This window comes from Halobacterium sp. MBLA0001 (genome assembly GCF_049705385.1).
Lineage (GTDB): Archaea > Halobacteriota > Halobacteria > Halobacteriales > Halobacteriaceae > Halobacterium > Halobacterium salinarum.
Window position 1 is genome coordinate 56548 of the sequence record NZ_JBNAMQ010000008.1, and the last position, 18229, is coordinate 74776.

Consider the following 18229-nt stretch of genomic DNA (forward strand, 5'->3'; position numbering starts at 1 on the left):
GGAGGTCACTCTGCCGGTGTCGTGACGAGATGCTCCTCGAAATCGCGCGTCCAGTACGTCGCCAATCCTCCCGGACTACAGCGAGCGCACAGCTGCAATGGGCCTTCAAGGTAGCCGAACTCGATCACTGCTCGGTCTGTGGGTTGGAGGGCGGTTGACTCAGAGAATAGCCGCCAGCCATCAGCGTTCGAATGCCCCGGCTGAATCCTGGTCCTGGTACCAGCCGATCGCTACAGTCTGTGTCCCACTCGATTAGTCCTGCATCACAGAGTGGTTCTAGGTGTGATCGTTTCAGGTTGGTTCGAACGTTCGTCACCTGTTGGGTTGACACGCCTCGCGGTTCTGTGTCTGCTTCGAGTGCAGCGATGATTTCGGCGACCTGCCGCAGGTGAACGTGTCCCCACGGTGCCATCGCAATTGCGAGAAGCACTCCTCGTTTCCGATGGTGGCTCAACAGATAGAAGATATCCGACTGCTCACAGAGGGAGAGTTCAGATGCTTCTCCGGGGCCGTCATAGATGTCATCGCTCATCTGTGTGTTCTCGTTGTCTCCGACAGACGGAGGGTGACCGTCTGTACTGGTTCACGACCGATTGGTCGCCAGGCGGTTCCCGTCCATTCGTCTTCGAAGCGCCACCATTCGGGTGCTATGTGACGCGGCTCGAATCGATATCGACACCGAGCACCTGTCGAGGTAACGAATTGAATCTCGAATCCTGAGACGTACGTTGGATGATTCTTCTGAGGTGGGTGTCTGTGCAATCGATACAACGACATCGGGTCTACGCATATGGTAGATGGTTCTCGTTGTTCGTTCATAACTGCAGACTTTCTGGTGTTGAAAGCCCGCACTCCCATCGGGGGATACAAATCAGTCTGGGCATCTCTGCGGGAATTTCAGTTCTAGTAGACAATCTCGTCGGCATCATCCTGTACGGGAGTGTCGCTCGATGCGAAGCAGACCGCCGAAGCGATATTGATCTCTGGGTGCTCACCCGGTCTGGGCGTGCTGTGAACCAACGCGAGGCGAACGCTGTTGCTCGCGAGCTCGAAGAGCGGGTGTTTGACGGGGACAGATATGCCTACGATATTGATGTTGAGTCGGTTAATTCGATTCCCGATTACACAGCAGCAATCCGAGAGATCGTCGTTTCGGGTAACCCACTCTACACCACTGACGGCTTTGAGACCGTTGAGGAGTACCTGTTGGAAGTGAGCAGCGACAACGCGTAGTCGGTACGGAGCGTACCGAGCGTCTGTCTCAACGGTACGTGTGTTCGTGGTTGTCCTCATCGGTAGCGGCATCGACCAATTTTTGCGTCGATATTCCTGATACTAGAATAGTAATGCCCGAAATTGAGTATCCAGACCTCCCCGAAACCTGGGAGTGGTGGAGTGGGAATCGAGGCGCGACCTACTACACACGCTGGTTTGGTACCGAACACGCAGAAAACGGCTATGAGGGCGTCATCTCTTCGGATGGTTTACAGACCCATTCCGTCCAGATCTACCCCATTCTTGATATCCGAGAAGACGGCGAGCTCGATGTCTCTGAGCTCCCTGAAGCGAACAAGACGTACAATACTGAAGCGGCTGCTGTGGCTGCGGTACCGGAACTCATTCGAGAGCTTTAGTGGCCGGCTGACTCTCGAGATGAGTGCCGTTTTGTCCTTGATTTCTTCGAAGAATATTGATCCTCCAAGGGAACAGTAGTGGATGAGCAGATTCCCAGATCGATTCTGAGACTCTGTTTTCAATACTCGCCCGTCGAAACCGCCGTACAGAGCAGACTTTGCAGGAAGTGCAAACAATACCAACGCAACTGAAAGGTTTCCTATGAGCCCGCGAAACTTTCGCGAAGCAGTGTTCGACGAACACGGACTGGAATGTATCGTCTGTGGCCGCTCACCGGAGAATGGGTATGATCGCAGTCAAGAGCTCTCAGTTCACCACCTGAACGGCGATCAGACGGACAACCGGCCGGAAAATGGGATCCCTGTCTGCCAGAGTTGCCACCTCCATATTCACCGAACCGACGAACCGCCATACCGGCAGTGGCACCGACAACTGTACGTCGAGCACCGAAGCGTCTGGAACCAGCACACAGATCTCCCATACAACGGTCCCCATCTCACCCGAGATCTCGCTGAGCGGCTGTACGGAGATGAAGGGGGCATCCCAGAGGCAGTAAAATATCTCGATGATGACGACGATGATGATGATGATGGCAGCGCTGGAGTGACGGAAATTCCCTAATCCAATACTGGTTGGCCAATCTGGACCTCCAAGTTGACCCGAATCTATAGTATGAGTAGCCTCGAAAAATGGCTAATGACAGACCTTTCGGATTTTGGGGGTGGTATTGACCGATCCGAACTTGGTAAAACAGGCCAGTTTCACGCCAGCCTTTCTGACTGGATTCGATCCGATGACGTGAGTGTGTACTCTCGTGAGCAAAAATCGTACACTGATGGCACATTTGAAAACGATCGCCGCTTTAAGCCTAATCTCCTCATCGAGGGACCCTCGTACACGTACGTGCTTAGAACTCAGGTAGCTGATGACGGGACTGATATCTATGAGTCAATCTATACTGTGTTCAAATATTGGAGAGCTCTCACTCGAGGCAAAGAGGGCTATTCGGTCGATGGACGACCGATTACTGTTGACGCCGTTTTGCTTGCCACCGATTATTCGAGGGCGGGGAAACTATTCCACGATCGACAGAACAAGGATCCGCTCCGTACTGGCCGCTCCGAAGAAGCGACGAAAACAGCTAACTCCAACCAGATTCCGAAACTCGAGCACACTGCTAGTGAGACCGCACTCAGAGTCCTCTGGAAATTTGTAAAGTACCACGACTCTGAGAGCGATGTCGGGATTGGGGCGCTTCTCTCATCGGTACTCGATGACCCAGAACAAATGGAAGATGCGGCTCTCGAAGAATACCCCCCAGCTGCGTTGTACTATACTCCTAGCGAAGAGTATGTACATAGTTGGAACTATCTGCCGTTCTTTCTCCAGAAAGACACCTGAAGAGTCGGCTCGCTACTCAGCCGACTCGGTATAGACATACCTCGTCGCACTGCCGTCTTGCTTTGCGGTGACTCTGGGAATACGTGTCAATAGCTCGCCGCCGGAGAGATAAAATTGCCAAAACTGCGGGAATCCTCGTGTCGGCAGATCAACATCCTGCCGATCAAGATATCGCTCGAGACTCGCTCGCGTTTCGTACTCCGACTCCCGAAGACGCTCGGTTAGTAGCTGAAGAATCTGTGTGACCTCCCGCGTCTCGTCTTCTTGGACAAGAGAGATCTGGTCTACTAGAGACTCTATGTCAAACTCATCGGAAGGTGATGGCTGAGTTTGGACCTCTTCAGAACCCTGTGTAGATCCGGCAGCTGACTGTGGTGGTCCTTCTATCAGTTCCTTATCAGAGAACTGCTCAGTCGCTGTATCCACATTGATCGATTCACCTTCGGTCGTACTGTGACCATAGAGGCCACGATGGACTCGGACGATACATCCACTTTCCAGAAGGTGGGACAACCGTTGGCTGATGTAGGGTTGTTGCTTTTCGAGTTCCGCGGCCAAGTAACTCGGCGACACACGCCCTTCCCTAAGTTTGGTCAGTATTTGTCGATCTGTCGCGTTCAGCTCCATCGCTACGAAAACCAAAGGTGGCTTATAACTTATTACTTATTAGTCGTATAGTTCAGGTCCAAACGAAACGGTGGGGTACTCTTTCCAACACTCTCCGCCTACGGCAACCGGGGGGAGTGTCCCTCGCTCCGCTCACCCACCACCCACCATCCCCCCTGAAGCCCCAGCGCCCCAGACACTTCGACGCCCCAGAAGTGTCTCCCACAGCGTGGCCCCCGCCAGGCTACGCTCCCCGTCTCGGACCGTCCTGAACACGGTCCGGGTCTCGTCGACGTTGAACCGTCGACGCTCTTCTCGGTGCGGTCTCCCCTGCGGTGCTGTTTGCGGTGCGGTCCCTCTCGGACGTCGCTCGCGACGTCCCCCGATACAACTCCCTCCTCATCCTTCTGCTGTCGCCGTCGCCGTTCCGGTCGTCGCTAATGCTGTCCCGGCCCCGGTCGTCGCTGAAGCTGCCGGCGTCCTCCTCGAGGATGCTGTCCCCGATCGCGGACCTCGTCTCCCAACCGCACCTTCGAAACGCTCGGTCGAATCGCGGCCCGCGTCTCCGCACTCAAACCTCGCCCACCTGCTGTCGCCGTCGCGGTCGTCGTTGCTGTTCCGGTCCCGGTCGTCGCAGAAGCCGCCGCTGCCGTCCCCCCTCGCAGATGCTGTCGCTGCCGGTCCCCGTCCTGTCCTGTCGCCCTCGCCGTCACTCCCGCGTTCTCGTAACACCCCGTCTGCGAGATGAAACGCGACTCCGCCTCTCCTCCCGTCGCGCCCCAACCCGAACTCCCCTTCTCGCGTCTCGTCCCGAACTCCCCTTCTCGCGTCTCGTCCCGAACTCCCCTCCCGTCGCGACCAGCCCGAACCCCCCCTCGCGACACGCGCCCGAATCCTCCTCCTGCGTCTCGCCCCCGACCACCGCTCCACCCTCCCCTCCCGCGACACACGCCCCACCTTCCTCGAGCGCACTCAGACTGAACCCTCCACCGAGCGCATCCAAACCGAACCCCCCACCGAGCGCGACCACGCCCCACTCCCCCCTCTCGCCGTCGCCGCCGCCAACCGCCCCGCCCCCGCGTCCGCTGTCGTCGTCGCTGTCCCGGTCGTCGCTGAAGCTGCCGCTGCCGTCGCCTCGTCGATCGCCTCCCGTCTCCTCCAGCATCGACCACCGAATCCCCGTCCTCTCCGCCAGCCCCCTACAGTCCGTTCTCGAAGCCTCCTGTCCCTCCCTCCCAGACGCTCGGCCAGGGTCCCCTCCACCTCTGTCAGCAGACTGGTAGTCCCACCCATCGACACCCCCCACCCAATCCTCGTCTCTCCTCGGCTCCGCCTGCACCCCTCGCTACGCGACTACCCCTGAGTAGGTAACTCCCTTGGACCCTATTTGTGTGAATTGGCTCACCCCATCAGGAGCAATTCTGTGCTATATTAGAGATTCTCTAAAGCCCTCTCGTGCCGTAACTACCCCATCAGACAAAATCGTGTGGTGGTGTGGCCTGATTACAGACCCCTCGAACCACGCCCCCGTACCGTGATTATGAAATTGGGCCGGCGACCTCGAAAGTAATCACGAAGTGGTCGTATCGCCACGCCGTCTGGTAATTATCGAGGTGTTAGCCGCCGTTGTCGCGGCTGATTACGAACCCCCCAAATCCTGCCCCCGTACTGTGATTACAGAAGTAGTTACAGATGATGGCAACCCCAACGCCGTACCGTAATTACCGAGCGAGCGAAAACCAGATCGCTGCCGTAACCGCCGCCGAAGCCGCGTGATTACAACACCCCCGAAACCGGACGCCGTCCGGTGATTAGCGAAGTGATTACGAATATGCCCTATCGTGACGCCGTGCGGTAATTACGAAAATCTGAGCGCTGATTTCGGGCAGTGATTACGAACCTACCCAATCGTACTGCTGTCCCGTGATTAGTGATTTGATTAGAAGGACGCTGAATCACGCACCCGTGCCGTAATTAGTTCCTCCGAATCTGCCCCATACATACGGAATCTGATAGTAGTTCCGTCGATGGTGACTGACTGCCCGCTGTGAGCACTCGCGATTCGACTGGTTACACGTTGGGGACTCGTCCAGCGGAGTAGTGGTCAGATGCCGAGCGCTTTGGGGGTTCCGTTGTGGGCCAGCCGTGTGGTCACTGTTGAGGTCGGTCTGAGAACGGCGTTGAGAAAGCGTTGTGCAGAGAACGAAACTGCGTCGAAGGGGACTACTGTTCGACTTCGTCTCGGAGGTCGTTGATGCTCAGGAGTTCGTGGGCACCGTCAGAGTCCAGGTGCTCGTTGATGGTAGCGAGGCTCCCATCCTGTGGCGGGTTGGATTCGAGCTTCTCCGAGAGCGATTTGACGAGCCGCCGAACACCCTTCTGGTTCTCTGCCACCCAGACACCGTCTCCGTAGGCTTCTGCGAGCTTGTCGTAGTCGCCTTCGACGTGCCCGCGCTTCTCGGGGGACGTTTCGACCTCGACGACCTTCCGACGGTCGTCGGGCGATTCCTTCGTTGGGGTGGCGTACACGTCGTAGACGTTTGAGTCGCCGTCCGGACTGTGGTACATATGGACGTCGTAGCCTTGTTGTTCGTAGTAGGTCGCGGCCAGACGCACGCCGATCCGATGGGTGAGACTCTCGTTGCCTTTCTCCCCGCCATCTGTGGGGGAGAACGTCCGGTCGACGGTGGCCTCTGCTTTCTTCGTCGGCCTGTAGTACACCTGCCGATTGCCGAGGTATTCTTTCTCCAGATACCCTTTCGCTTCCAGGTCGTCGCTGGCTTCGCTGAAGTTCAGCGCCTTCATCGATTTGCCGAGGTTGTACCCGTCGACGCCGTCCGTGAGCGCATCGAAGACCAACTCGAGATACGCGAGATGCTTATGCGAGAGGCCCATTCGTTCTAGTTTAGTGGCGGCCAAAGCCGAACTCACCTCGTTCAACCTGCTCACGTAACCGATCTCTGTGTGGATTTGGATTTCGTGATGCCCACAGCAACAGTTCGTCCAAATCCGGCAGTTCGTAGCCCAACTCGACCATGAGATACAGCTGGATCAGATGAGCGTGCCGTTCAACGGCTAGCGAACAGCGACGGCGAGGGAGCCGCGACGCCGACTCGTCGGCGTCTGCGGCGGCTTCGACCTCACGCTGTCTTGCCTCAAGCGACCGTAACTCATCCACGATCACACGACTCATCATCAACGAAATTGCCGCCATGATGATCAGCGCCTCAATGATGTAGGCGTCGGTCGTGTTGATCTCGTCCAGGCCGAACCGCGACTTCAACTCCTTGAACAGCAGTTCGACCTCCCAGCGCGCCCGATAGAGCTGCGCGATATCGGGCGCGCTGTAGTCGTCGTTGCCGAGATTCGTCAGATACAGATGGTACTCTTCGGTCTCCTCGTTGCGCAGGCCGACCAGTCGAAACGTCCGGGTCGCGCTGGCGCCCGACCCTCGTTTGCGCTCGAATGAAAGCGTGATGCGGACGTCGATCTCCTGTCGCTGCAGGTCGTCGAGGACGGCCTGCAGCGACTCTCCTTCCAGCGGAATGCTGTTGCCTCGCCAAGTCCGCAGTTCTTCGACAATCTCGAAGTTCGCGTTGTCCTTGACGCGGGAGACGAACCAGCCGCCGTTCTGGTCGATACGATCGAACAACCAGAAATCGTAGAAGCCCAAATCAAGCAGGATGAGGGCGTCAGCTACCCACTCTCCGGTGGGTAGCTGACTCCGTTCGTGAGTCGTGCCGTCGGTTGTGCGGAACCGTGTTGGAAGACCTGTCGAGAGTGACTCGATGAGGTGGAGTTTCAGTTCAGCCTGGTCTTCGCCGGTTGCGGCGTAGACATCAGCGGCGTCTTGATACAGCGAAACAATAGTCGCGTCAGCAATGAGGACGTCTCGAAAGCGTTCGAGACGTCCGCTCAAGTCGGCTCGTCCAGTATCGAGATTCTCGATAGCATCATCGAGAATCTCTCGAAGGAGTGCAACGAACCCCGGTTCGAACCAGTCGTGGAACGCCGCGTAAGAGAGGTCGTCGCAGTCAGCCATCTCGACATAGCGTTCGAGAAATGCTTGCAGAGAGCGGTCTGAGCCAGCAGCGAAGCCAAACGAGAGTGTGTAAAACAGCGCAACGATGTCGAACTTCCGCTCACGCTCAACGAGATTCGTTGCGCGAGCGCGCTCGCGCAACTCATCAGAGGGAAACGCTCTTTGAATTCGGTCAACAACTACCGAGTCCGGTGGAGAGTACACACTTCCCACCGGGTTCCTCAACCGGGTAGTTGCGACGATATCTAATCAGCAGATAGCGACAGGATTCTCCACTAAACTAGAACGGATGGCGCTGGCGCCCGACCCTCGTTTGCGCTCGAATGAAAGCGTGATGCGGACGTCGATCTCCTGTCGCTGCAGGTCGTCGAGGACGGCCTGCAGCGACTCTCCTTCCAGCGGAATGCTGTTGCCTCGCCAAGTCCGCAGTTCTTCGACAATCTCGAAGTTCGCGTTGTCCTTGACGCGGGAGACGAACCAGCCGCCGTTCTGGTCGATACGATCGAACAACCAGAAATCGTAGAAGCCCAAATCAAGCAGGATGAGGGCGTCAGCTACCCACTCTCCGGTGGGTAGCTGACTCCGTTCGTGAGTCGTGCCGTCGGTTGTGCGGAACCGTGTTGGAAGACCTGTCGAGAGTGACTCGATGAGGTGGAGTTTCAGTTCAGCCTGGTCTTCGCCGGTTGCGGCGTAGACATCAGCGGCGTCTTGATACAGCGAAACAATAGTCGCGTCAGCAATGAGGACGTCTCGAAAGCGTTCGAGACGTCCGCTCAAGTCGGCTCGTCCAGTATCGAGATTCTCGATAGCATCATCGAGAATCTCTCGAAGGAGTGCAACGAACCCCGGTTCGAACCAGTCGTGGAACGCCGCGTAAGAGAGGTCGTCGCAGTCAGCCATCTCGACATAGCGTTCGAGAAATGCTTGCAGAGAGCGGTCTGAGCCAGCAGCGAAGCCAAACGAGAGTGTGTAAAACAGCGCAACGATGTCGAACTTCCGCTCACGCTCAACGAGATTCGTTGCGCGAGCGCGCTCGCGCAACTCATCAGAGGGAAACGCTCTTTGAATTCGGTCAACAACTACCGAGTCCGGTGGAGAGTACACACTTCCCACCGGGTTCCTCAACCGGGTAGTTGCGACGATATCTAATCAGCAGATAGCGACAGGATTCTCCACTAAACTAGAACGGATGCCCCATCCTGCAACAATTGGGGAAGTGCGTCTCTCAGGTTTACGTCGAGCCGAACACTGCTAAGAACCGTTACACTCGTTAGATAGCGGGAGCTTGAGTGTATTAATGACGTCTGAGGAGACCCAGCCTTGTTGTAAAATCGTCCGCGTCGCTGACGACTACGACATTTCAGAGATCGACGCGAAGCTGATCGAGCGACGGGATCACGGCGATAGCCTTCGAGACCTGGCTACATATTTGAACAAGCAGATTCTCTCAGAATCTCTCAATACGGGAACGCGAGAAGTGGTCGGTGATGCAGATAGTATCTATAATGTCCTGAGGGGGGATGATGTCAATCGAAGCCGTCAGGTAGAGTTGCGCTCGAAACTCGACAGGAACGGGATCGATGTTGAGGCGGTCGAGCGCGACTTCGTCTCCCATCAGACGGTTCGGAACCATCTGCACGACTGCAAAGCAATCGATACTGGGCGAAAATCGACGGTAGATGTCGACGATGCTCAAAAAACCATCGAGTGGGCTCAAGCACGGTCAGAAGGTGTGATCGAGCAAACCATTGAACGCCTTCGGAACGCAGGAAATGTATCCGACACCCCAGCTGAGATCACTCTGTCGGTACGAGTGGGGTGTTCTGCCTGCGGACGGACCTACCGGATCGGAGAGTTCCTCGAACAGCGGGGGTGCGACTGTCAAACCGATGCGAAGTGAGCCAGCAGTATGGAGACGAATGCCGTGTCGCTTATTTACCGCTGTCGAGTAGGGGAACGTATGAGCCAACATGACACGGACGGGCGTGTTTCTGTATACGCCGAAAACATCGGCGGTATCTCGCAGTGCGACGTGACGTTCAAACCCGGAGTTAATGTCTTACGGGGGCGAAACGCCACAGGCAGAACGTCACTCCTCAACGGTCTCGCTGGTGTGCTTGGAGGGACCGCCCCCGTACTCAAGGGGGACGAACAAGAGGCAGAGGTCCGGCTCGAGTTCAATGGGACCACGTACGACCAGCAGTATACACGCAAGAACGGGACAGTGCAAGCCGCCGGTCAGCCTGTCACAGAGCGTCGTGATCTGGTCGATCTGTTCGTTTGTTTGACCGCGGAGAACCCTGCCCGTCGGGCAATCGTTCAGGACGGAAACTTGCGAGACGTGATTATGCGGCCTGTCGACACTGGTTCAATCCAGCGCCGTATCGAGGACCTCCAGAGCGAGCGAAACCGAATCGGACAGCGGATCAGAGCAATTGAAGACGATCTCGACCAACGCACGTCGCTCACGAGCCGAAAAACAACGTTGGTGAGTGACCTAGACGAGTGTGACCAAGAGATCGAGGAGTTACGGAACCAACTGGAACAGTTTGATGCCGACCCGGAAGAAGCAGAGGAAATCGAACAGGCACTCACGTCGTTGGAAGAGCGAAAGCAAGAGCTTGAATCGATCACAAATCGAATCCGAACCCAAGAAGACACACGCGAAGCTTTGCGGGATGAGCAGAGCGAGCTCCAAACGGAACGAGAGGCTATTGAAACCTCAGAGGAGGAACTGAAACGGATCGAAACGAGGCTGTCTGAACTCACTTCTCGCGAGCGCTCGCTTGCAACGACAATTAATGACCTCTCTGCCATCGTCGATTTCAACGAAGATCTGGTTTCAAACGCTGATTCAGACCTTCTTCGTTCCGGAGACGCAGCGGAGTCACCGGTCTCGAAACTCAACCCAATGTCGGAGACCGTCGAATGTTGGACATGTGGAACGGAAGTCGAACGAAACCGAATTGCTGGTCGGCTGGACGACCTCCGCGATCTCGTTGACGAGAAACGGACCGAGCGGTCCGAGGTGCAAACAGAGATTGAGGAACTGCGTGAATCACAGCAGGAGTTGCAGGAGGTAATCCACCGACGAGACGAAATCGGACAGCGTCTTAGCGAGATTTCATCGGAGATTGCACAACGAGACCAGACTCTGGAATCACTGAGCGAAGAGCGCGAAGACGTCCACCAACGACTCTCTGAACTCGAAGAGTTTGTCTCGGAGCGAGAAGCTCTGCAGGAGAGCGAACTCACCGAGCAGTACCAGCAGCTTAGTGAACTCGAATACCAGCGGGGGCAACTCGAGGAGGAGTTATCTGCTGTTCGAGAGGAGCTCGCGGAATTGGACCGGCTTGAAAACGAACGAGACCAACTCCAGGCACAGCAGGATGAGATTCAAGCAGAATTAGTGAGTCAACGAACCCAAATTCGGGACCTCGAGGAGAGCGCAATCACTGCATTCAATGACCATATGGAGGAGATTTTGGATGTGCTTCGCTACAAGAACATCGCCCGTGTCTGGATCGAACGGAAAGAGGGTGCAGAATTCAATTCGAGCCACGGAGGGTATCGAGGTGGATCTGCGACCAAATTCGAGTTACATGTCGTTCGCGAGACTGATGAAGGGCGTGGATACGAGGATACCGTGCAGAGCCTCAGTGAGAGTGAACGGGAAGTAGTGGGACTAGTAGTAGCGTTAGCGGGATATCTCGTGCATGATGTCTACGAGGTCATTCCGATGATGTTGTTGGATTCGCTGGAGGCAATCGACGCCGACCGGATCGCTGCGCTGGTTGATTACTTCGCTGATTATGCGCCTTATCTGATTGTCGCTCTCCTTCCCGAGGATGCAGACGCCCTCGGTGGCGACGAAACTTCTGTTGTCCCCGCGAGTTTCGCCTCGGAGGAGTGAGGGATTCGACGACCCAACTCGATTTACAACAGAATTGCTGTAAAACACTCTGGATGCTACTCCGTATCAGAATCACCGGTCCGTTTTGCTTCAGGTTTGAACGGTTCAACCACCTCGTTAATGATCCCCTCCTTGGAGAACACGGTAACGAGGTCGTCCGTCTCTATCTGTGTGTTACCTCGGGGGATGATGATTTCACCGTCACGTTCGACTGCAACGACAACCATGCTGGGCGGAAGGAACCCCGCGACGTCTGCCTGTTCAAGCGTCTTTCCGATGATTGGCGCCCCATCTGCAACTGAGATCTCAAAGACTTCAGCTCCACCGTCTCTATCGCCAACGTGCATGAAGCCCTGAATGCCCGGATCATGGGTGCCTCGAAACAGATATTCCGCGATCAATCGTTGTGGGTTCTCGATGATAGTGGCTCCTAGCTGTCGAAACAGTGGAATGTTTTCCTCCGCGTGGACAACACTGACGAGTGTTTCACAGCCCAACTCACGGGCTAACATCAGCACCATCAGGTTCGTGGTGTCTTGATCAGTAGTTGCGATGATTGCATCAGCGTTGCCCACCTCAGCCTCGTGCAGCGTTTCGCGTTCGGTGGCGTCATCGTGGATGACGTGGCAGTTCTCGTCCGCTTTAAACTCGTGAGCTCGCTCGTGCTCCTGTTCGATTACAGTGACGCCGATGTTGGCATCGGCCGCTAGTTCGATTACACTCGAACCTATTCTGCCGGCACCAACGATTACTGTCGTCATAGTGATATCGACTTTGCGGAGGGGAAATATAAAACACTGGTAGATCCAGAACTGTGGCAGCGAGCATCTTCATCGGGAGCGAAAGAAAACATCGAGGCTCACTGAACGCTATTTTTAAGCGAAGTGTTGCGTTGGGCTCGGATTAAGGGATGTACACCACCGTGGCTTTACACTGAATTTGTTGTAAAACTCCGTCCATACTCCGACAAATATAAATAAGGAGAAATCATCCGGGCCAGTTGCACATGCTAATCGGCGAAGCGGTACTGGCAGTAGTGACTGTAGCGGTCGTGGCGTACCTGACGTACGTCATGATGTACCCAACGAGGTTCTAACAATGGCGAGTCCACCACCAATCGTCGAGTACGCGGTGTTCTTCACCATCCTTGCCGTCCTCGTTTTCGTGGCCGGCGAGTACCTCGCGTGGGTGTACCGCGAACAGGCGAACAGCGACCATCGACCACCGGGTTACTTGTCCTGGTTCGAACGATTAGACGAGATATTCACACCCATCGAGAACGGCTTATATCGCCTGTCCGGAATTAATCCGAGACGGGAGATGACCTGGAAAGGGTACCTAAAGGCGGTACTCGTGTTTAACGTGTGTATCTGGGTGTTGTTGTTCGTTGTGTTGATGTTCCAGGATGCCCTCCCGATGAACTTCGTCGGAGTTGGCGGTGAGAGCTGGGACCTCGCATTCCACACCGCGAGTTCGTTCACCTCGAACACGAACCAGCAACACTACAGCGGTGAGACCCTCTCGGTGTTCACCCACACGTTCGGTATCGGAATCGCGATGTTCTTGACGCCCGCGACCGGGCTGGCACTCATGCCTGCGTTCGCCCGTGCGTTCACGAACAAAGAGGACCCGCGGCTCGGGAACTTCTACGAGAACGTCGTTCGGGGGCTCGTTCGGTTCCTCCTCCCGATCTCGCTGCTCATCGCGATCATCCTGATGGCTGAGGGATCCGTCCAGACGATTCTGGGAGGCCAACTCACTGCAAACACGTTCACGATGGGCATCCAGAACATCCGCATCGGCCCCCATGCGGGGATCGAGGCGATCAAGATGTTCGGAACGAACGGCGGTGGGATCAACGCTGCGAACGCGGCGACAGCGTTCGAGAACCCTACCCCCCTGAGTAACCTCGTCCTGACGCTGGCGATGCCGATCGGCACGTTCAGCGCAATCTACGCGTGGGGCGCGTGGGTCGGCAATCGAAGCCACGGAGTCGCAATCGTGGCCGCGTTCTTCGTCATCTACATGGCTCTCACTGGTGTCGCGGTCGTCGGTGAGACCGGCACGAACGCCGGCATGGTGGTTACTGGAAATGGCCTGCACGTCGACCAGACCGTTGGGAACATGGAGGGCAAGGAGACACGCTTCGGACCGACGGCCAGTGCGATCTGGGGGCTGTCGACCACGGGTACGACGAATGGGGGTGTCAACAGCATGCACAACAGCTGGACCGCACTCGGTGCGTTCTCCTTGCTGTTCGCGTTCGCCACCAACAACATCAGTAACGGTGTTGGCACGGGGCTGTTGAACATCCTGATGTTCGTCATCCTCACTGCCTTCATCGGCGCGCTGATGATCGGCCGCCGCCCGCAGTACCTCGGGAAGAAGCTCGAGTGGCAGGAGATGCGGTACGTCTTCGTCGTTATCCTCGTACTCCCGATACTGGTACTGATCCCGCAGGCAGCGGCCGTCGTGTACCAGGGCGCGATCGATTCGATGAACAACCCCGGGTTCCGCGGGTTCTCCGAGGTGCTCTACGAGTTCTTCTCGGCATCCGCGAACAACGGGAGCGGGTTCGAGGGGCTCGGCGACGGGACGCTGTTTTTCAACCTCGTCAACGGCGTCCAGGTGCTCCTGGCCCGGTACGTTCCGATCACAGCACAGCTCGCGATCGCCGGCTATCTCGCCAACAAGAAGGTGAGCCCCGAATCAAAGGGGTCTCTCGACACTGACACGCCGGCGTTTGTTGGACTCCTGATCGGTGTCATCATCATCGTTAGCGCGCTGGTGTTCCTGCCGGCGCTGGTGTTCGGCCCGATCGGTGAACTACTGAGCGGAGGGATCTGACATGGCAGAGATCACAGTCACAATAGACACGGACCAACAGAAGCAGGCGATCAGCGATTCGTTCGCCAAGCTGGACCCGCAGTACCTGGTTAAGAACCCGGTGTTGTTCGTCGTCGAACTCGGGACGATAATCGGCTTGGTGATGACGATCGCTCCGGGACTGTTCGGCGCGACCGGCTCGCGCGTGTACTACGCGGTCATCACGGTGTTGCTTGGCTTCACCGTAATATTCGCGAACTACGCCGAGGCGTACGCGGAACTGGAGGGTGAAGCGCAGGCAGATAGTCTCCGTGCATTGCAGACGGAAGCCGAGGGCAAACTACTCCAGAACGACGACGTCGACATCGAAGACATCAGCGAAGACGACTACGAGGTGGTCGCGAGCACTGAGATCGAGCAGGATGCGGTCGTCTTCGTCGACGAGGGTGACATCATCCCACGCGACGGGACCGTCGTCGAAGGCAGTGCCTCGGTCGACGAATCCGCGATCACCGGCGAATCCGAACCGGTCATCCGCCAGTCCGGCGGTGACCGGACGTCCGTGGTCGGTGGGACCGAAGTGCTCTCCGACCGGATCAAGGTCGAAGTGACCTCCGAGGAGGGCGAATCGTTCCTCGACCAGATGATCGGCCTCGTCGAGGACGCTCAGCGGCAGAAGACGCCGAACGAGATCGCGATGACGATCCTCTTGAGTGGACTGACCCTCGTGTTCGTCGTCGCCGTCGCAACGATGTTCTTCTTCGGCGAATACCTCGCCAGCTTCGTCGGTGGATTCGCTGGCCTGGACGTCGCCGAACTGGTTGCGCTGCTCGTCGCGCTCATGCCGACCACCATCGGTGCGCTGCTGGCAGCCATTCGCGTCGCCGGGATGACTCGCGTCACGCGGCGCAACGTCATCGCGAAGTCCGGACGGGCAGTCGAGGCAGCCGGTGATCTCGACGCGCTGATCCTCGACAAGACGGGGACGATCACGACCGGTGAGCGCGTCGCACAGGACTTTCACCCGCTCGGTGACGCGGACGACGCAGACGTCGTCCGGGCGAGCTATCAGTCGTCACTGTACGACGAGACGACCGAGGGTCGTTCGATCGTCAAGCTCGCTGAGAAGATGAACGGGAAGGTACAGACCGACGGCGGACAGTCTGCTTCCGAGGAGCTCGACGAACCCGGCGATTCCGTCGACGCACCTCGTGACGTGTCTGTCACCCTCGATGCCGAGGGGCTGTCCGAAAGCAACTTCGTCCCGTTCTCTGCGGAGACGCGGATGAGTGGAATCGACCTTTCGGATGGGACGGAGATCAGAAAGGGTGCCGTTGACGCAGTTGAAGAGTACGCGACTACCGTGCCGGGGAAACTCCGGCAGAAGTCGAACGCGATCAGTGAGAGCGGCGGGACGCCGCTGGCAATCGCCGTCGACGGGCAGGTCGTCGGCATCATCGAACTGCAAGACGAGCTGAAGCCGGGGATCGCCGATCGGATCGCGGAGATACAGAAGATGGGTGTCGAGACGATCATGGCGACCGGTGACAACCAACGGACGGCACGCTGGGTTGCCGATCAGGTCGGCATCGACGAATTCCACGCGGAATTCGACCCTGAGGAGAAAATCGAACTCGTGGAAGACATCCAGGACGACGGGAAGCTCGTCGGTATGACCGGCGACGGGACGAACGACGCCCCGGCACTGGCGAAGGCCGACGTCGGCCTCGCAATGAACGCAGGGACGAACGCTGCGAAGGAAGCCGGTAACATGGTCGACCTCGACTCCAACCCCTCGAAGATCATCGAGGTCGTCGGTATCGGGAAGCAGCTACTGATGACTCGCGGGTCGCTGACGACGTTCTCGGTCGCAAACGACGTCGCGAAGTACTTCGTGTTGCTTCCGGCGATCCTCGCGGCCGCGATCCCCGGACTGGGGGCGATGGACATTTTGAACCTGTCCACGCCAGCGAGCGCGGTGACGGCGACGCTGATGTACAACGCGTTCATCATTCCGCTGCTTATTCCCCTCGCACTCCGTGGTGTTGATTACAAAGCCCAGAGCGGTGCACAGCTGCTGCGGAAGAACCTCATCGTATACGGTGGCGGTGGCCTCATCGCCCCGTTCATCTTCATCAAGGCGATCGACATGCTGTTCGTTGCCTTAGGGGTGTTCCAATAATGAACCGCCAAGATCTCGCAGTGCCACTGCGGCTCCTCGGTGTGAGCCTGCTCGTTTTCGGGCTGCTCTACCAGGGGTCGCTGATGGCCATCGGTGATGCAGTGTTCCCGAACAGTTCCGCTGGTAGTCCCGTCTACGTTGACGGCCAAGAGCAGCCGGTCGGCTCGCAGATGATCGGCCAGCAGTTCCGTCCCGGCCAGCCTGAGGACGTCCAGTACTTCTGGTCGCGTCCCTCGGCGAACGATTACAACGCGATGACGTCTGCCAGCACCAACTGGGGCCCGACGAATCCGCTCTTGAGTGAGCGGGTCCGTGCGGACCTCCAGAACATCTCGCAGTACGAGACTCCGGACGACTCCGTCCCGGTCAATCTCGTCTCCGAGTCGGGCTCCTCGTACGACGCCCACATTTCCCCGGCGGCGGCGGAGTATCAGGTGCTGCGAGTTGCCAATCAGACTGGCATCTCCGAGCAGCGCCTGAACGAGATGATCGACGAGGCGACGAAGGAGCCGTGGCTCGGTATCTGGGGTCACGAGCGTGTGAACGTACTCGAACTCAACCTCATGGTCCGAGACGCACTCAACGAGCAGAACGAGACTGACCAGAACAGCGATATGAACGCGTCCGAAATAGCGAACGGTGACCACTAATGTCAGCACGAAACGAAACCGGTTACGAGCGCGTGCTCGTTCCAGTCGGCGACAAGTCGGATCCGAACATGCTCACCGAGCTGTCGAGCATCCTCGTAGACCCGAGGCGCGGTGCCGTTCGGTTCACGCATGTGACGACAGATCGGAGTTTCGTCGGAAGCCAAGAGAACTGGCGCACGGGGTCCGATAGCGTCGCCGAAAGCCAACACACCCTTCGCGAAGAAGGGATCGAGAGTACAGGGACGATCCGGACGGCCTCCTCAGCCCTAGACGGGATCCTGGAGGAAGCCGAGGAGTACGAAGCGGATGCCATCCTCATCGGGTGGACAGACAAGGACTCGGTGTCGAGTCTCGTCGACAAGCTCCTTCGGAAGGCGGGCTGTGACGTCATCGTCTTCAGTGCCGACCGGGATCCGATAGACACTGACTCGATACTGGTGCCAGTGGTCGTCAAACCCGACGCAAACCGCCTCCAAATGCTTGCGATCATGAGCCAACGAACTGGCGCCTCGATAACCTTCACGTACGTCACGGGCGACGAGGGAACGGACGAGGAGGGACGCGGCCTCCTCGATCAGTCGGCCGAACGGCTCGCCGAGTACGGGGTTCAAGCTGAGACTGAGCTCAAGAGCGCAAGCAGTGCTGTCGACGCACTCGGCCAACTGTCCGAGGACTACGACGTGATGGTTATCGGGACCTCACGCGGGTGGTGGCTTCGGAAGACGCTGTTCGGCCGGAAGACAGACAAGATCGCGCAAGAAGCGCAGTGCTCGCTTCTAATGCACAAGTGGCAGGGGGAGGTGCCACCGGAGTCCTGAGGGCCGCCGTGACAGACTCACGCAACGCGGCCGACGCTATCAACGCGTGAGCCGGCTCGTGTCGAACAGATTCAGACCGCGAGAGCAACAACAAACAAGGAGCATTTCCAAGCGACGTACATCGCCCGAGGAACCGACCACGACGCGGATGCTGCC

Annotated in this window: 16 protein-coding genes and 2 pseudogenes; 11 read left to right on the forward strand and 7 right to left on the reverse strand. The window is 57.4% G+C overall.

Going from position 1 to position 18229, the window contains the following annotated elements; all coding sequences use genetic code 11:
* Positions 1 to 5 precede the first annotated feature (5 nt).
* Positions 6 to 122 (reverse strand): annotated as a pseudogene (locus ACOZ32_RS12625) (DUF7558 family protein); the annotation flags it as partial.
* A gap of 2 nt (positions 123 to 124) precedes the next feature.
* Positions 125 to 532: a DUF7344 domain-containing protein gene (locus ACOZ32_RS12630; RefSeq protein WP_012289769.1), complete on the reverse strand. Its 408-nt coding sequence runs from the start codon at positions 530 to 532 to the stop codon at positions 125 to 127.
* Positions 533 to 732: 200 nt separating this feature from the next.
* Here ACOZ32_RS12630 and ACOZ32_RS12635 point away from each other — a divergent pair, with 200 nt between their 5' ends.
* The 4 genes from ACOZ32_RS12635 to ACOZ32_RS12650 all read left to right on the forward strand — a co-directional run bounded on the left by ACOZ32_RS12635 (position 733) and on the right by ACOZ32_RS12650 (position 3036).
* Entirely contained in the window at positions 733 to 1233 is a 501-nt protein-coding gene (locus tag ACOZ32_RS12635) for a nucleotidyltransferase domain-containing protein (protein ID WP_424335295.1), read from the forward strand.
* Positions 1234 to 1346: 113 nt separating this feature from the next.
* Positions 1347 to 1634, forward strand: coding sequence for a hypothetical protein (locus ACOZ32_RS12640; RefSeq protein WP_285255692.1), 288 nt, complete (start codon positions 1347 to 1349; stop codon positions 1632 to 1634).
* 229 nt (positions 1635 to 1863) lie between these two features.
* Positions 1864 to 2256: an HNH endonuclease gene (locus ACOZ32_RS12645; RefSeq protein WP_424335296.1), complete on the forward strand. Its 393-nt coding sequence runs from the start codon at positions 1864 to 1866 to the stop codon at positions 2254 to 2256.
* Positions 2257 to 2307: 51 nt separating this feature from the next.
* A complete protein-coding gene (locus tag ACOZ32_RS12650) occupies positions 2308 to 3036 on the forward strand; it encodes a hypothetical protein (protein WP_424335297.1) in 729 nt (242 codons plus the stop codon).
* Positions 3037 to 3048: 12 nt separating this feature from the next.
* Here the strand turns inward: ACOZ32_RS12650 and ACOZ32_RS12655 are convergent, their stop codons facing one another.
* From ACOZ32_RS12655 to ACOZ32_RS12670, 4 genes and pseudogenes are all read right to left on the reverse strand, one after another.
* On the reverse strand, positions 3049 to 3663 hold the full coding sequence (locus ACOZ32_RS12655; RefSeq protein WP_424335298.1) for a winged helix-turn-helix domain-containing protein: 615 nt from the start codon (positions 3661 to 3663) through the stop codon (positions 3049 to 3051).
* A gap of 2202 nt (positions 3664 to 5865) precedes the next feature.
* The gene (locus ACOZ32_RS12660) at positions 5866 to 6537 is read right to left on the reverse strand and encodes a hypothetical protein (protein ID WP_424335299.1); all 672 of its coding nucleotides are present in this window, start codon (positions 6535 to 6537) and stop codon (positions 5866 to 5868) included.
* A gap of 10 nt (positions 6538 to 6547) precedes the next feature.
* The gene (locus ACOZ32_RS12665) at positions 6548 to 7897 is read right to left on the reverse strand and encodes an IS4-like element ISH5 family transposase (protein WP_012289547.1); all 1350 of its coding nucleotides are present in this window, start codon (positions 7895 to 7897) and stop codon (positions 6548 to 6550) included.
* Between the two features lie 69 nt (positions 7898 to 7966).
* A pseudogene (locus tag ACOZ32_RS12670) lies at positions 7967 to 8797 on the reverse strand (IS4-like element ISH5 family transposase); the annotation flags it as partial.
* A gap of 184 nt (positions 8798 to 8981) precedes the next feature.
* Here ACOZ32_RS12670 and rdfA point away from each other — a divergent pair.
* Complete coding sequence (gene rdfA / locus ACOZ32_RS12675) at positions 8982 to 9584, forward strand: rod-determining factor RdfA (protein ID WP_010904053.1); 603 nt, start codon at positions 8982 to 8984, stop codon at positions 9582 to 9584.
* Positions 9585 to 9644: 60 nt separating this feature from the next.
* Positions 9645 to 11597, forward strand: coding sequence for an SMC-like protein Sph2 (gene sph2, locus ACOZ32_RS12680; RefSeq protein WP_227970948.1), 1953 nt, complete (start codon positions 9645 to 9647; stop codon positions 11595 to 11597).
* A gap of 56 nt (positions 11598 to 11653) precedes the next feature.
* Here sph2 and ACOZ32_RS12685 read toward each other — a convergent pair whose 3' ends face one another.
* Entirely contained in the window at positions 11654 to 12358 is a 705-nt protein-coding gene (locus ACOZ32_RS12685; protein ID WP_010904055.1) for a potassium channel family protein, read from the reverse strand.
* Positions 12359 to 12603: 245 nt separating this feature from the next.
* Between ACOZ32_RS12685 and kdpF the strand changes: the two genes are divergently transcribed.
* From kdpF to ACOZ32_RS12710, 5 genes are read left to right on the forward strand one after another with little or no spacing between them, the layout of a single operon-like run.
* Entirely contained in the window at positions 12604 to 12693 is a 90-nt protein-coding gene (kdpF, locus tag ACOZ32_RS12690; protein WP_012289616.1) for a potassium-transporting ATPase subunit KdpF, read from the forward strand.
* Positions 12694 to 12695: 2 nt separating this feature from the next.
* A complete protein-coding gene (gene kdpA, locus ACOZ32_RS12695) occupies positions 12696 to 14444 on the forward strand; it encodes a potassium-transporting ATPase subunit KdpA (protein WP_010904056.1) in 1749 nt (582 codons plus the stop codon).
* A 1-nt stretch (position 14445) separates the two neighbouring features.
* The gene (gene kdpB / locus ACOZ32_RS12700) at positions 14446 to 16605 is read left to right on the forward strand and encodes a potassium-transporting ATPase subunit KdpB (protein ID WP_010904057.1); all 2160 of its coding nucleotides are present in this window, start codon (positions 14446 to 14448) and stop codon (positions 16603 to 16605) included.
* On the forward strand, positions 16605 to 17255 hold the full coding sequence (kdpC, locus tag ACOZ32_RS12705; RefSeq protein ID WP_010904058.1) for a potassium-transporting ATPase subunit KdpC: 651 nt from the start codon (positions 16605 to 16607) through the stop codon (positions 17253 to 17255). Before kdpB ends, kdpC begins: the two co-directional genes overlap by 1 nt.
* Positions 17255 to 18073: a universal stress protein gene (locus ACOZ32_RS12710; RefSeq protein ID WP_010904059.1), complete on the forward strand. Its 819-nt coding sequence runs from the start codon at positions 17255 to 17257 to the stop codon at positions 18071 to 18073. The genes kdpC and ACOZ32_RS12710 overlap by 1 nt, the downstream gene beginning before the upstream one ends.
* The last annotated feature ends 156 nt before the right edge of the window (positions 18074 to 18229 follow it).